The following is a 14531-nucleotide window of genomic DNA, read 5'->3' on the forward strand; positions in this document are numbered from 1 at the left end:
TGACGCCCGGTGACGGGTGCGCTCCGTAGTGTCGGGGGCGTGACCTGGTGGTTCGTCCGCCGTCACCGTCGACTCCCGTTTCCCGTGCCGTTCCCGCGGTGCCGCTGTCCAAGGAGCCTGTCCATGGCCGATCGTCACTTCCTCCACCGCTTCGACTCCTCCGCTCCCACCGGCGACGGCGGGCCGGGGTACGGGCCGGCTCGGTGGGGCCGGCAGGAGGCGGCGATGGCCGGGATCGGCCGTGCGGGCCTGTCCCGGCGGCGGGTGCTGACGGCGGGTGCGCTGGCCGGGGCGACGCTCCTGGGCACCGGCCTGTCGGGGGGCAGGGCCTCGGCCGCGTCCGCGCCGGCGATCTTCTACTCGCCGCACCAGGACGACGAGGTGCTGGGCCTGGCCGGGTCGATCCTGGAGCACAAGGCGGCCGGACGGCCCGTGTACCTGGTGCTGGTGACACTGGGTGAGAACGACGGGCTGGCGAGGCTCATGAACGAGAAGGACCAGAACGGCGACCAGCTGGACTGCGAGCTGCGCGCGATGGACCACTGCATTGCCCGCGGCCCGCACGGGCTGAACTGGCCGACCGGCGCCGCCAGTGACAGCGTGATCGTGCCGGCCCGGACCGCGGAGTTCATGGCCTCGGCCGCCGTCCTCGGCGTCGACAAGGTGATCAACCTGAAGATCTCCGACTCCGCGTGGAACGGGGACGACGCCTTCAAGAAGTTCACCAAGACGGTCAAGTCGAAGATCGCGTCCATCGCGGATCAGTACCCGGGCGCCTCGCACAAGTTCACCGCGGGCTGGCTGGAGGTCAGCGCGACCCACAAGGCGATCTCCGACGCGGCCGTGCAGCTGGCGAGGGAGGGCAAGCTCACCGATGTGCGCTTCAACTTCGTCTACGCCTACGACCACAAGCCGTCCTTGCGCGGCAACGGCGCCGCCTACGTGCTGAACATCCCCGACGCCCACATGAGGACGAAGCGCGACGCCATGGCCTGCTACAACGCCTGGAAGCCGTCCAAGAACTTCTACGCGCTCGGCTACCACAGCGCCTGGCGGAAGCTGGAGCCCGCAGCGGCCGACCCGCGCGAGTACGTCTTCGCCCTCCCCAACGGCGACTACCGGTACGGGGACATCGGCCGCAAGGAGGGCGGCTACGACGGCGAGCCGCGGTGGGAATGGTCCTGACGGACCGCCGGCCGGGCCGTCGAGCGCCGCGGCACGCCTTGACTTCGAGAATCCCGAGCACCGCTGGATCCCGCCGCAGCGCTGCCGGAGACCGTCCGTACGGTCTCCGGCAGCGCTGCGGTCGTGGACCGGTACGGCGGGTCCGCTCCGGCTACGTGGGCGAGGGTTTGAGCGCTTGGTGTCCTTGGCGCCGGGTGCCGTCGCCTACGAGGAGGCCCTGCTGCACACGGCCCACCCGGAGGAGATCCAGCGGCCGCACGCCCCGGTCGGCCGCGCCTGACCGTTCCGACCGGTGGCGCCGACCGCGTGCCGGGGCCGGTGACCGGGTTCAGCCGCCGGGGGCGGTGCGGGGCGGGGCGGGGAGGACGCGGAAGGAGAGGCCCGCCGCGGTGAGGCGGTCGATCAGGGGGCGGCCCATGGCGACCGCCGTGGTGAGTTGGCCGGCCAGCGGGGGCAGGTCGTCGTAGGCGAGGCAGAGGGCGGACTCGGCGAGCATCTTGGCCGTCTCCTGGTAGCCGGGGTCGCCGCCGGTGACCTCGGTGAGGAGGGTGCGGCCGTCCTGGGCCCGGGCGGCGAAGCGGACGGCGAACCAGGAGCGGGCCCGCTGTTCCGGGCCCGGGCCGTCGCCGGGTTTGCGCAGCCGCTCCAGGGCGTGGCGCAGCGCGGGGAGTTGGGCGGCGAGGGCGAGCGCCGCGACGGCGCCGAGGCCGGCGAGGGCGACCGGCAGCCGGCGTACCGCCGCGTAGTGGGCGTAGCCGAAGTCCGGTCCGTACGCGTCCAGTGCGGCGGCCGAGCGGGACACCACCTGGGGGTCGATCGTGGGCAGCGGCACGGCCCAGGCGCGGGCGGCCCGGGAGCGGTGCGGCAGGCCGGCGGGGGTGCGGACCAGCCGCCCCTTCGGTCGGGGCTCGACCGCGCGGCGGGCGCGGGCGGCCCGGGCCATGGCCCGCGGCCGGGAGAGGGCCGTGAGCGCGGAGGCGAAGGTGCCGCCGGAGACGGTGCCGCCGACGCGGACGAAGCCCTCGACGGAGAGCCGGGCCACCGGGCCGCCGCGGCGCACCAGTTCGTCGACGGTGAAGAGCACGCCGAGGTCGTGCGGCACCGAGTCGAAGCCGCAGGCGTGCACCAGCCGGGCGCCGCTGGCCACCGCCCGCTCGTGGTGGCGGAGGTACATCCGGTCGACGAACTCCGGCTCGCCGGTGAGGTCCACGTAGTCGGTGCCGGTGTCCGCGCAGGCCGCCACCAGCGGCTCGCCGTGCCGCAGGTAGGGGCCGACGGTGGACACCACCACCCGGGCCGAGCCGGCCACCTCGCGCAGCGCCCGGTGGTCGGCGGCGTCGGCCACCAGCAGCGGGAGGTCCGCGCAGCGCGGGTCGATCCGGGTCAACCGCGCCCGGACGGCGGCGAGCCTGCGCTCGTCCCGCCCGGCGAGGGCCCAGCGGCAGCCCTCGGGCGCGGCCCGGGCCAGGTACTCGGCGGTGAGCCCGCCGGTGAACCCGGTGGCGCCGAACAGGACGAGGTCGTACGGGCGGGGCTCGGCCATCAGCGTTCCCTACTCACGGGTAATCGACTGCGCCACGTTAGGAGCCCGGCATGGCACTGTCAACGGTCCCGCTCCGAGCACCGGGCCGGAGTCAGAGCACGTCCGCGAGGAACTGCCGCAGGCGCGGGCTGCGCGGGGCGTCGAAGACCGCCCCCGGCGGGCCGGACTCGACCACCACCCCGCCGTCCATGAAGGCGACGGTGTCGGAGACCGAGCGGGCGAAGCCCATCTCGTGGGTGACCACCACCATGGTCATGCCCGCGCGGCCGAGGTCGGCCATCAGGGACAGGACGCCCTTGACGAGTTCCGGGTCCAGGGCCGAGGTCGCCTCGTCGAAGAGCATCACCTGGGGCTCCATGGCCAGCGCGCGGGCGATCGCCACCCGCTGCTGCTGTCCGCCGGACAGCCGGGCGGGCCGGACGTCGGCCTTGTGCCGCAGGCCGACCAGGTCGAGTTGGCGCAGGGCGGTCCCGGTCGCCTCCTCGCGGGAGAGGCCCCGGAGCTTGCGGAGCGGGAGGGTGAGGTTGCGCAGCACGCTCAGGTGCGGGAAGAGGTTGAACTGCTGGAAGACCATGCCGACCTGGCGGCGCAGCAGGTCGGGGTCGCGGTGCAGGACGCTCTCGCCGTCCAGCAGGACGTCGCCGCGGTCGGGCTCCAGCAGGCGGTTGATCGTGCGCAGCAGGGTGGACTTGCCGGAACCGGAGGGACCGATCACGGAGAGGGTGTGTCCCGAGGGGACGTCGAGGTCCACGCCGCGCAGGATCGGGGTGCCGCCCAGGGACAGGTGGAGGTCCCGGGTGGCCAGGCTGACCGGGGAGAACGGCGTGCGGGTGGCGGTGCCGGTGGCCGTCGTGGTGGTGCCAGTGGCCTCGGTGTCGGCGGACTCGGTGGGGCGGTGGTCAGACACGTGCCGCTCCTTCGGGCGCGGGGGCGGGCTCGGGCGAGGGCCGGGCCTCGGAGGGGGAGGGGGCGGCCGGTGCGCCGCGCCCGTGGCGGAGCCGCCGGTCGATCACGTTGACCAGATGCGTCAGCGGCACGGTGAGCAGGAGGTAGAACAGGCCGGCGAGCACCAGCGCGGACTCGTTGCCGGTGGTGGCGGCGGAGTCCTGGCCGATCCGGAAGAGGTCGCGCTGATCGGCCGTCAGGCCGAGGAAGTAGATCAGGCTGGAGTCCTTGATCAGCGAGATGAGCTGGTTCACCCAGGCCGGCAGCACCCGCCGGACGCCGAGCGGGAGGATGATCAGCCGCATCGCCGCCGCGTACGAGAAGCCCAGCGCGCGCGCCGCCTCGAACTGGCCCGCCTCCACGCTCTGGATCCCGGAGCGGAAGATCTCCCCGAAGTAGGCGGCGGCGATCAGGGACAGCGCGAGGACCCCGAGCGGGTACGGGTCCGGCCCCCAGATCTCCATCCCCTGCGGGGCCAGCCCCACGCCGATCAGCAGGATGGTGACCGCGGCCGGAAGACCGCGGAACACGTCGGTGTAGACCCGGGCGGGCCAGCGCAGCCAGCGCGTCCGGGCGATGCCGGCCACTGCCAGCAGCAGCCCCAGGACGGTGCCGATGACGGCCGAAGTCACCGCGAGGATCAGCGTGTTGGGCACGCCGGTGGTGAGCAGGTCGGAGATCGCGGAGCGCATCGATCCCCAGTTGAAGAACGTCTCCGCCAGCGTGCCCAGCTGGTCCACGTCGGCCTCCTAGTCGTCCGGTTCGGGGGTGAGGGGGTGAGGGGGTGAGGGGCGAGGTCAGGGAGTCGGGGACGCGCCGGCCGGTGCACCCGTGGTCGGGGCCGCCTTGACGGGCGGGTAGGCGACCGAGCCGTTGCCGGGCTTGAAGCCGTCCGGCACCGGGCGTCCCGGGTAGTACTGCTCCTGGAGGCGGGTCCAGGTGCCGTCCGTGATCACCTCGTCGAGGGCCTTGTTCAGCGCGGCGAGCAGTTCGGGGCGGTTCTGGGCGACGGCGAAGGCGGTCGGCGCGGAGCTGAGCTGCTTCTGGGCGAGGACCACCTTGCCGCCGCTGTCCTGGGCGCTCTTCTCGCCGATCTCCGCGGGCGAGATCCAGGCCTCGGCCGTCCCGGCCTTGAGCTGGTTCAGCGCGCCGTTGTAGTCGGGCACGCGCACCGGGTTGAGGTTGTTCTTGGTCGCGTAGTCGTCCTGGACGGTCCCCTGGACGACCACGACGCGCTTGCCCGCCAGCTGGTCGAAGGTGGTGATCGGCGAACCGGCGGGGACGTCCAGGCCGAAGTAGCCGAAGTCGTAGCCGTTGGTGAACGCCACCGTCTTCTTGCGGGCCTCGGTGACGGTGATGGACGAACTGCCCACGTCGAACTTGTGGTTGGCGACCTGGGACAGCAGCGACGAGAAGTCCGTCGCCGCGAACTCCACCTTGAGGCCGGCCTTGGCGGCGACGGCGGTGAACAGGTCGTTGTCGAAACCGGTGAACTTGCCGTCCTTGAGGTACACGTTCGGCGGCGCGTCCGAGAGGGTGCCGACGCGTATCGTCCCGGGAACGGACAACTGGTACGGATTGTCGGCGGACTTCGCGCCCGAGGAGCTGCCGCCGCAGGCGGTGAGCGAGGCCAGGGAGGCGAGAACGGCGAGAGTGGTGACGAGAACCCGGCGCGGGCCCATGGAGGCTCCAGAGGTGTGGTGGTGAGGGGAGGCGCCGCCGGCCGGCCCGGCCTGGTTCGGCCCGAGGTCGGTCCGGTCCGATCCGGTCCGGGACGTACGGGGACCGGGGGCCGGGACCGGGACCGGGGAGGACCGGGGCAGGGCGGACGGCAGCGCACGACCGCACGGATCGAGGCGGTCGCGAAAAGGGCGAGCGGAAGGAAGGAAGTGAAGTGAAGAAAGGGAACGGAGGGACGCGGGCGCCCGGCGTCAGAGCCGGAAGAGGGCGTGCGTCAGCAGCTGGGGCGACAGCTCATCGCCGTCACACGGCGCAGGTCGATGTGCCTGCGCGAAACGAGGTATCCAGCCATGCGGGCACTATGCGTGGTGATCGTCGGCGGAGTCAAATCCTCCGCCGACGCCACGGCCTCACAGTTCGCGGATGACGCGCCTGGTCAGCGCGTACCCGAACGCGCCCGTCAGGCACAGTCCGGTCGTCGCGAACACCCCGCGGGCCCCGAAGGCGTCCACGGCCGCGCCGGCCGCGATCACCGAGAGCGGGAAGACCCCCAGCGCGCAGAAGGTGATCGCCGCCATGACCCGGGCCAGCAGCGCGGGCGGGGTGCCGCGCTGCACGCCGGTGACGACCAGGACGTTGGTCACGGTGCTGGCGCCGCCGGCCAGGAAGAGCAGCAGCACGGCGCCGACCAGGCCGGTGAACGGCACCAGGCCGATCGCCGCACCCATCACCAGGCCGGAGAGCATCGCCGTACGGCCGCGCGAGCGCAGTTCGGTGAGGCCGGCCGCGAAGAGGCCGCCGACCAGCGCGCCGCCGGTGAAGGCGGCCAGCAGCAGGCCGAGCCCGACGGCGCCGGCGCCGAAGCCGTGGGTGGCCAGGGTCGGCAGGGCGACCCGGGTGGCGCCGCCCACCGTCAGATTGGCGATCACCGTCACCGTCAGCACCGCGCGCAGCAGCGGCGACTCCCGCAGCAGGGTACGGAAGTTCCTTGGTACGGAGGCGCGTTCGGAGATCGGGCCGGGCGGGGCGACCGGGCTGCCGCGACCGATCAGCAGCAGCGTCGCCGCCGACACGGCGAAGGTCGCCGCGTCCAGGCCCAGCGCGGCGGCCGGGTCCAGCCAGGCGACCAGCGGGCCGGCCAGCGCCGGACCGAGCAGACCGGCGCCGAAGGTGACCGTGCTGTTCAGCGCGTTGCCCGCGTGCAGGTCCGCGGCGGGCAGCAGGGTCGGGGTGATCGCCCAGGCGGCCGGCAGGAACACCCCGGCGCCGAGGCCGACCAGCAGCGCCAGCCCGCCGATCAGCCGGAAGTCCGCCGCCCCGGCGGCCGCGGCCGCGCACAGGCCGGCGGTGGCGAGCAGCCGGCCCAGGTCGGCGGCCAGCATCACCCGCCGGGCGCCGAAGCGGTCGGCGAGCATCCCGCCGAGCGGGGTGGCGGCCAGCCGGCCCGCGCCGTAGGCGGCGACCACCAGGCTCAGTTGGCGGGCGCCGCCGCCGAGGGAGTAGACCAGCAGCGGCAGGGCGACCACCTGGAACGCGTTGCCGAACTCCGAGGTGGCCTGCCCGATCACCAGCAGCCGGAAGCCGCGGGCGCGCAGCGGCGCCAGGCCGAACCGGGGGCGGAACCGCAACGGCCCTGCGGCGCGGGCGGGTTCGGTGCCGCCTGGGCTCGTACGGCCGCCCGGTTTCAGCTGGCTGCCCGCCTCCGCGCCGCCGGGCCCGTCGCTGCCGCTCGTACCGGTGCCGGTGCCGCTAGCCATCGAGCGACACCGGCAGCGACTCCAGGCCGCGCAGCATGATGGTGTTGCGCCAGGGCAGGGTCTCCTCCGCGGCGGCCAGCTCGATCCGGGTGAAGCGCGACAGCAGCCCGGTGAGCGCGACCTCGCTCTCCAGTCGGCCGAGGAAGGAGCCGAGGCAGCGGTGCAGGCCCTGTCCGAAGGCCAGGTGGCCGGGGTCGCCCCGGTCCAGGACCAGCCGGTCGGGGTCGGTGAAGCGGGCCGGGTCCCGGTTGGCCGCGCCGAGGGAGAGCAGCACCAGTTCGTCCGCCGGGATCTCGACGTCGTCGACCGTCACATCGGCGTTGGTGAACCTCAACGTGGCCATGCTGACCGGGGATTCGAAGCGGAGGAACTCGTCGACGGCGACCGGCATCGACGCCGGGTCGGCACGCAGCAGGGCGAGCTGGTCGGGGTGGTGGAGCAGCGCCAGGGTGGCGGTGCCGAGCAGGTTGACGGTGGTCTCGTGGCCGCCGATCAGCAGCAGGAAGACCATCGAGAACACCTCCCGCTCGGTCAGTTCGCCGGCGTCCCGGGCCTGCACCAGGTCGGTGAGGATGTCGGACTTCGGCGACGCCCGCCGGGCCGCCATCAACTCCCGCAGGTAGTCGTTCAGTTCCTCGGTCGCCTGGGCGAAGGACAGGTCGCCGCCCTGGGTGAGGATCGCCGTCGACCAGGTGCGGAAGGCCTGCATGTCCTCCGGGGGGAAGCCGAGCAGCTCGCAGATGACCATGATGGGCAGCGGGAAGGCGAAGTCCGTGATCAGGTCGGCGGTCCCGCGCCCGCGCAGCCCGTCCAGCAGGCCGTCGGCGGTGCGCTCGACCAGCGGCCGCATCTCGTCGACCCGTCGGCGGGTGAAGACGCCCTGGATCAGGCGGCGCAGCCGGGTGTGGTCCGGCGGATCGCTGTTGAGCATGTGGACGACCTCGGAACCGAGCGTCAGCCCGGCGCCGCGTCCGCTCGCGATGGCCTGGCTGCGGCGGACGTCCTGCCCGAAGCGCGGATCCGTCAACGCGGCCCGGACGTCCTGGTAGCGGGTCACCAGGTAGACCGGCAGGCCCTCGCCGAACTCCACGACGGAGACCGCGCCGGCCTCACGGATCCGGGCGAGCGTGGGGTAGGGGTCGCGGATGAAGGCGGCCATCCGGGCTGCGGCGTCGTCGTCGACCGCGGTGGTCATGGGTCTCTCTCCTCGGGCTCGGAACTCGTGCGGGTCGGTCGGTCGGTCGGCCGGGCAGCTGGGCGGCCGTGCCGCGGGGAAGGCCGTCAGACCGTCAGCGACGGGAACGGCCACCGGCGCACCCGCATCGGCAGGAACCAGGCGCGGCCGGCCTGTTCGGCGATCAGACCGGCCTCGGCGAAGTCCCGGCGGACGGCGTCCGGCAGCCGGTCGACCTCGACGCCCTCGGACAGCGCCTCCAGCTGTGCCAGGTGGCCCGGCTCGTCGATGGTGAACAGCTCCAGCGTCCCGAACCGGCGGTCCCGCACCTCGACGAAGCCGGGGCCGCGCCGGAGCACGCACTTGCTCGGGAAGTAGGTGGCGCGCCAGTCGGCGAGCACCTCCGGTGCACCGCCACCGGTCAACTGCTCGGGCGGGTACAGGTGGTGGAACCGGCGCTGCGCCGCGCAGCCGTCCGGGCAGACCGCCTGCCAGAGCACGGCCAGCCCCTGTCCGGTCGCCTCGCGCAGCAGCATCAGCGCCCGGGCGGAGGCCGCCGGCGCGTCCGCGCACAACCGCACCGGCTCGGTCAGCCGCAGGCAGCGGACCCCGGCCCGGTGCAGTCCGGTGACCTCGGCCTGCGCCGGGCCGGTCAGGGTGCGGCGGCCGAGTGCGAAGCCCGGCAACTCCCGTACGGCGGGGTCGTAGTCGAGCCAGAGCTCGACCTCCGGCGCGGCCTCGCGCCAGGCGGCGGCACCGTCGTGCCGCCCGGTCCGTTCAGCCGATCGCGACGGCATCGGGCACCTCCTCGCTGCGGGTACCGGGACGGGCAGGGGTGTCGGGGCCGGCGGCGCCTTCGGCACCGTGCCGGTGCCGCATCCGCATCAGCACCTGGTTGTCGGACTCGACGGCGACCTGGAGGTAGCCGTCGCCGTCGTGGAACAGCAGGCCCAGCGCGGTGAAGCGCTCCAGCACCGGCTCGACCGCCGCCGCGCCGCCGGGGACCTTGGCGGCCAGCGCGGCGGCCGACCGGGGCCGGTCGAGCAGCCGGAAGACGGCGAGCTCCACGGGATCGGTCAGCTCGACCGCCCGCCAGTCGTACCCGGGGCGGGTGTTGACGAGCACGACCCGCGCGCCCGCGTCCCGGTAGCTGAGCCGGCTGTCGGGGAACCGCGCGAGCCAGGTGTCCACCGCCGCGCCCAGCCGCTCCGCGAGGCCGCCGCCGATCCCGCGCGGCGGCGCGCTGAACACGTAGGCCAGCTCGTTGAGTTCGCTCTCCGGGAGGCGGTAGGTCGCGCGGTACTGGAGGGCCGGCCGGGTGATCGCGAAGCCCAGCTCGGGGCGGTCGAAGTACGGGCTGAACCGCTCGATGGCGATCCGGCCCGCCCCGGTCGGCGGGTCGAGGTGGTGCAGCACCGGCAGTTGGCGGATCACCGACTCGTAGTCCTCCGGCTGTTCGCCCGGGAAGCCGTAGAGGTAGTTCCAGGTCACCGAGACCCCGGCGCTCTGCGCGTCCCGCAGCGCGCGGACGTTCTGGCAGCCGGTCACCCCCTTGTCCATGATCCGCAGGACCCGGGTGCTCAGGTTCTCGATGCCGGGCTGCACCTGGGCCGCGCCCGAGTCGCCGAGCAGTTGGAACTGGTGGCGGCGCAGGTTGGCCTTGATCTCGAAGTGCAGCCGCAGGTCGACCGGGAGCTCGGCCAGCGACTTGAGGACGGTGTCGAAGTAGCCCATGTCCAGGATGTTGTCGACCACGTAGACGTCGAGCAGCTGGTGGCGCTCGGCGAGGGTGAGCACCTCGGCGAGGAAGTCGGCCGGCGGCTTGGAGCGGAACGCCATCGAGGACCCGTTGAGCCCGCAGAAGGTGCAGTGGTGCTTCTCGCCCCACCAGCAGCCGCGGGAACCTTCGAGGACCAGCTTGGGGTCGACCCAGCCGGCCGCGACGGAGGTGTCGAGCCGCTCGAAGAAGCCGTCGTAGCGCGGCGTCAGGATCGCGGCGGGCGGCAGCGGCCGCTCGGCCATCGGGTTGGCCGTCGACCTCCCGGCGGCGTCGCGCCAGCACAGGCCGGGGACGGTGGCGGGGTCGTCGCCCGCCAGCAGCGCAGGGAAGGCGGCCTCGCCCTCGCCGCGCACCACGTAGTCCAGGAAGGGGAAGTTGCGGTGCAGCGCGGCGCCCTGCGGACCGTCGCAGTTCGCGCCGCCGAAGACCGTGCGCACCTGCGGGCAGCGCTGCTTGAGCAGTTTCGCGGCGGCGAGGCTGGCCGTGTTCTGCTGGAAGGTGGTGGTGAAGCCGACCAGGTCCGGTGGGTCGGCGGCGAGTTCGTCGACCAGCCTGGTGATGAACGCGGGGGCGAGGGCCCGGACGGACCGGGTCAGGGCGATCTCCTGCGGGCTCGCACCGGCGGCGGCCAGGTACGCGAAGTAGTCGGCGGAGCCGTCGTGGGCGCCGCCGGGATCCTCGTCGTCGTCGCCGTACAGCGCGCCGGCGAAGGCCCAGTCGCCCGCGCCCTGGAAGTACGACTTCTCGGAGAAGTACTGGTAGTCGTCCACGCCGAGGCCGGCGGCCCCGGCGGCCCAGTCCACGAAGTCCAGGTTGGCGTACCGCACTTCGGTCTCGTGCCCGGCCTTGGCGGCGGCCGTGTGCAGGATCCCGAGGGCCAGCGAGGGCACGTCGATCGCACCCCAGGGCATGTGCAGCAGGACGATACGCATGGTGGCCACTTCTGTCGGTCGAGGGCGGTCGCGGGTGGTCGAGGGCGGCCACGGGGACGGTCGGCGGGGTGTCGCTCCGGGGCACCCGCGGGCGCCCCGGAACGACGGTGGGTCACTTGACCTTGGTCTCCGGCTTCGGCTTCGGCTGCCCCTTGAGGGCAGGCGCGACCGCTGCGGCCTTGGTGATGTCGAGCGAGAAGTTCTGGACCACCACGGCGCCCCGGTCACGCTCCGGGGTGCCGATCGGGTCGTTCTGGATGCTGCGTCGCTTCATGGCTGTTCACCTCCTTCCATCGGATCGGTGGGTGCCCCGGGGCGGCCGCCCCGGGGTGTCCGGGGGAGCGGTGCCGGCCAGGCGAGTCCGGCGAAGCGGACCATGGCCTCCAGCACCGATCGGTGGTCGGCGGTCCGGCGGCTGTAGTGGCCGCCGTCCACCCAGAGCAGTTCGTGCGGCACCGCCAGCCGGCGCAGGTCCGCGGCGTACCCGGCGACCTGTTCGGGCGGGCAGCGCTCGTCGGTCCGCGAGGCGACCAGCAGGACGGGCGAGCGGACCCGGTGCACGTACGACCGCGGATCGGCCGCGCGGTAGCGCTCGGGGACCTCGTCCGGGGTCCCGCCGAAGAGCTGGCGGTCGACCTCGCGCAGGGCGGGGGTGGTGGTGCGGTAGGTGGCGGGGTAGTCCGCGATCGGCTGGGCGGCCATGCCGAGCGTCCACAGCTCGGGCTGCGCGCCCAGCGCGAGGAGGGTCAGGTAGCCGCCCCACGAGAATCCGCAGAGGCCGGTGCGGTCCGCGAGCGCCGTGCCGTCGGCGACCAGTTCGGCGCGGACGGCGGCCAGGTCCTCGATCTGGGCCAGGCCGACCCGGTGGCCGTAGTCGTGCTGCCAGCCGGGGCCGTAGCCGGTGGAGCCGCGGTAGTTGGTGCGCACCACCGCGTAGCCGTGGCCCACCAGGGCGTTCACCCGGGGGTCGTAGGAGTCCCGGTCGTGGGTGGCGGGGCCGCCGTGGACCAGGAAGAGGGTCGGCCACGGGCCGGGGCCGGCCGGGGTGGTGACGAAGCTGTGGATCCGCCCGTACGGCCGGGGCGTCCACCGTCTGCTGCGGCGGGTGTCGTCGGCGGGCTCCGGGGCGTGGTCCGGGGCGGGGTGGTGCGGTTCCTCGGCGCTCGGGCGCAGGATCAGGGGGCGGGGCGGGGTCGACTCCCGGCTCCAGACGCAGTGCAGGGTGCCGTCCGGGGCGCAGGACAGGTCGTGGATGGTGCCGCCGGGTGTGCCGATCTCCCGGGCGGGCGCGGGCGGGGCCGGTTCCACCGGCGGGCCGAGGTCGGCGAGGAGCAGTCGGCTCCGCCCGGCCCGCTCGTGCTGGATCAGCACGCCGTGCGGCCCCCCGTACCAGCCGGCCGAGATCTGCGAGTCGAAGGACAGCTCGGGGTGTCTTCGCAGGCCCGAGGCCGCCCGCCAGGTCGCGACGGAGTACCGCTCGTCCTCCTCGATCACCAGGAGGAGCTCCGGTTCGTGGACGGCGAGGGGGTTGAACTCGATCGGCCAGAGCCGCAGTCGGGAGCTCCCGGCGAGCCGCGTGGCACCCTCCGGTGCGCTGTCCGGTGCACCGGGCGGCGTGCTGTCCGTCGGCCACAGGAGTACCGCGTCGTCACCGTCGGGGCGTCCGGCGAGGGCGAGCAGCCGGCCGTCCGGCGACAGGTCGGCCAGGCCCAGGTACCCCGGCGCCGAACCGATCGGCCGGGCCTCGCCCGCGGGCGGGCCGACGTAGCAGTGCGAGGCGTCGCCGGTCCCCACGGCCACCGCCGCGAGGGCGCCGGTCCGGTCGAAGGCCACGCCGTAGGCCCGGCCGGGCGGCACGCCGTGCAGTGCCGGGCCGCGCGCACCGCCCGTGAACGGCTCGCGCCACCACCGGCCCTCCCCGGCGCCGTCGGTGTCGAACCACCAGATGGCCTCGCCGTCCGGTTCGATCTCGCTCAGGTGGACGCCTTCGGGCCGGTCGGTGACCACCCGGCGCCGGTCCGTCCGACGGTCCCAGGCGACCGCCTGCCAGCGCTCCTCGACGAGCCGCGTCTCGACCGCGCGGTCGGCCGCCAGGGCGGCGAAGCCGGGGGACTGGAACGCCTGCGTCACGGACCCGGCCCTTTCGGTTCGACGGTGGGAGCGGTGGGAGCGGTGGGACGGAGCGCGCTGAACGTGCCGGAGCCGGCACGCCGGTGTGAAGGCAAGGTGAACCAGTGTGAAGAAACGGTCACTTGCGGAGGATCGCGGCCACTCTAGGAGGGTGTCGCGGTCACGACCAGACCTTTCGCACAGATGGCCGAAATGCAGCTGAGATGAATCCGTCGGCCGTCCGCATGCCGGTCCGCGTCGACCCCGGCGGTGGGGGCGGGCCCGGGTGGATGCGAAGGTGGGCGGCGTGAACGAGACGATCATGGCAGCCGCCCGCGAACGGGCCGCCGGACACCGGCGCCGCTTCGACCTCCGCTTCGAGGCCTACTTCGACGCCCTGCCGCAGCGCCTCGACACCCCGCCGCTCAGCCGCTTCACCCCGCGCTGCCTGGAGCTGCTGCGCGAGCTCTCGCTGCGCGGCGGCAAGCGCCTGCGGGTCGCCCTGCTGTACGAGGCCGCGCGACTCGTGACCACCGACCCGGTGCCCGGCCTGGCCGAGGCCGCGCTGAGCATCGAACTGCTCCAGACGCACGGACTCGTCCACGACGACATCATCGACGACGCGGCCGTGCGCCGCGGCGGACCCTCCACCTACTACGCCTACCGCCGGGAGTTCCCGGACTCCGAGCGGACCGCGCTTGGCCTGGCCGTCCTGGCCGGGGACCTCGCCGCCTTCCTCGCGATGCGGGTCCTGCTGGAGGCGGACGTACCCGCCGAGCTGCGCCAGGCGCTGCTGGAGGTCCAGTTGAACGCGGGTGCCGAGACGGTCGCCGGCCAGATCGTGGACCTCGAACGCGACTTCCGGCCGCTCCCGGACGAGGAGTTCCTGCACACCGTCTGCGAGTACAAGTCCACCCGGTACTCCGTGCTCGCCCCGCTGCGGCTGGGGCTGCTGGCCGCCGGCGAGGACGTGGCCCGCCACGACGTGCGGCTGCGCCGGTACGCGACCCTGGTCGGCATCGGCGGCCAGCTGCGCGACGACTACCTCGACCTGTTCGGGGAGGAGGACGCCACCGGCAAGTCGACCGGCGCGGACCTCCGTGCGGGGCGCCGCAGTTACGCGGTGACCGCCCTGCTCGCCGCGGCGGACGAGGGGCAGCGGGCCGTGGTGGAGTCCGCGCTCGGCGACCCGCAGTGCCCGGCCGCCACGGTCGAGCGGGTCCGCGAACTGGCCCGGCTCCTGGGCGTGGACGGGAAGCTCCGCGCCGACATGCGCCGCTGCGCGGAGGCGGCCCGTAGGGAAGCCCAGGGTTGGCGGCCGTACTGGCGGGAGGAGGCGGTGGCCTTCTTCGAGGGCCTGCCGCTGTCGAACGTGATCGCGGGAACGTGATCGCGGGAACGTGATCGCGGGAACGTGATCCCGCAG

The 14531-nt window shown here is 73.9% G+C and carries 12 protein-coding genes; 2 read left to right on the forward strand and 10 right to left on the reverse strand.

Annotated elements, in window-relative coordinates:
* Positions 1–123 precede the first annotated feature (123 nt).
* Positions 124–1185, forward strand: a complete 1062-nt coding sequence (locus tag ACFXPX_RS14420) for a PIG-L deacetylase family protein (RefSeq protein WP_380641356.1) — start codon at positions 124–126, stop codon at positions 1183–1185.
* A gap of 328 nt (positions 1186–1513) precedes the next feature.
* On the opposite strand, the gene ACFXPX_RS14425 is transcribed toward ACFXPX_RS14420, so the two are convergent.
* The 10 genes from ACFXPX_RS14425 to ACFXPX_RS14470 all read right to left on the reverse strand — a co-directional run bounded on the left by ACFXPX_RS14425 (position 1514) and on the right by ACFXPX_RS14470 (position 13126).
* A complete protein-coding gene (locus ACFXPX_RS14425) occupies positions 1514–2728 on the reverse strand; it encodes a saccharopine dehydrogenase family protein (RefSeq protein ID WP_380641358.1) in 1215 nt (404 codons plus the stop codon).
* 91 nt (positions 2729–2819) lie between these two features.
* A complete protein-coding gene (locus tag ACFXPX_RS14430) occupies positions 2820–3635 on the reverse strand; it encodes an amino acid ABC transporter ATP-binding protein (RefSeq protein WP_380586482.1) in 816 nt (271 codons plus the stop codon).
* The gene (locus tag ACFXPX_RS14435) at positions 3628–4413 is read right to left on the reverse strand and encodes an amino acid ABC transporter permease (protein ID WP_380586485.1); all 786 of its coding nucleotides are present in this window, start codon (positions 4411–4413) and stop codon (positions 3628–3630) included. The genes ACFXPX_RS14430 and ACFXPX_RS14435 overlap by 8 nt, the downstream gene beginning before the upstream one ends.
* Before the next feature lie 57 nt (positions 4414–4470).
* Entirely contained in the window at positions 4471–5355 is an 885-nt protein-coding gene (locus ACFXPX_RS14440; protein ID WP_380641360.1) for an ABC transporter substrate-binding protein, read from the reverse strand.
* 408 nt (positions 5356–5763) lie between these two features.
* Positions 5764–7110: an MFS transporter gene (locus tag ACFXPX_RS14445; protein WP_380641362.1), complete on the reverse strand. Its 1347-nt coding sequence runs from the start codon at positions 7108–7110 to the stop codon at positions 5764–5766.
* Positions 7103–8305 (reverse strand): cytochrome P450, encoded by a 1203-nt coding sequence (locus ACFXPX_RS14450; protein ID WP_380641364.1) that lies wholly within the window; start codon positions 8303–8305, stop codon positions 7103–7105. The genes ACFXPX_RS14445 and ACFXPX_RS14450 overlap by 8 nt, the downstream gene beginning before the upstream one ends.
* 86 nt (positions 8306–8391) lie before the next feature.
* The gene (locus ACFXPX_RS14455; protein WP_380641366.1) at positions 8392–9081 is read right to left on the reverse strand and encodes a DUF5825 family protein; all 690 of its coding nucleotides are present in this window, start codon (positions 9079–9081) and stop codon (positions 8392–8394) included.
* On the reverse strand, positions 9062–10996 hold the full coding sequence (locus tag ACFXPX_RS14460; protein WP_380641368.1) for a RiPP maturation radical SAM C-methyltransferase: 1935 nt from the start codon (positions 10994–10996) through the stop codon (positions 9062–9064). The genes ACFXPX_RS14455 and ACFXPX_RS14460 overlap by 20 nt, the downstream gene beginning before the upstream one ends.
* A 112-nt stretch (positions 10997–11108) precedes the next feature.
* Entirely contained in the window at positions 11109–11270 is a 162-nt protein-coding gene (locus ACFXPX_RS14465; protein WP_380409779.1) for a hypothetical protein, read from the reverse strand.
* Positions 11267–13126 carry an alpha/beta hydrolase family protein gene (locus ACFXPX_RS14470; RefSeq protein ID WP_380641370.1) on the reverse strand — a complete coding sequence of 620 codons (1860 nt, stop codon included), beginning with the start codon at positions 13124–13126 and terminating at the stop codon, positions 11267–11269. The genes ACFXPX_RS14465 and ACFXPX_RS14470 overlap by 4 nt, the downstream gene beginning before the upstream one ends.
* A gap of 301 nt (positions 13127–13427) precedes the next feature.
* On the opposite strand from ACFXPX_RS14470, the gene ACFXPX_RS14475 reads away from it, so the two are divergent.
* Positions 13428–14495 (forward strand): polyprenyl synthetase family protein, encoded by a 1068-nt coding sequence (locus ACFXPX_RS14475; RefSeq protein ID WP_380641412.1) that lies wholly within the window; start codon positions 13428–13430, stop codon positions 14493–14495.
* Positions 14496–14531 lie beyond the last annotated feature (36 nt).

It is taken from the genome of Kitasatospora sp. NPDC059146 (assembly GCF_042786665.1).
Taxonomy (GTDB): Bacteria; Actinomycetota; Actinomycetes; order Streptomycetales; family Streptomycetaceae; genus Kitasatospora.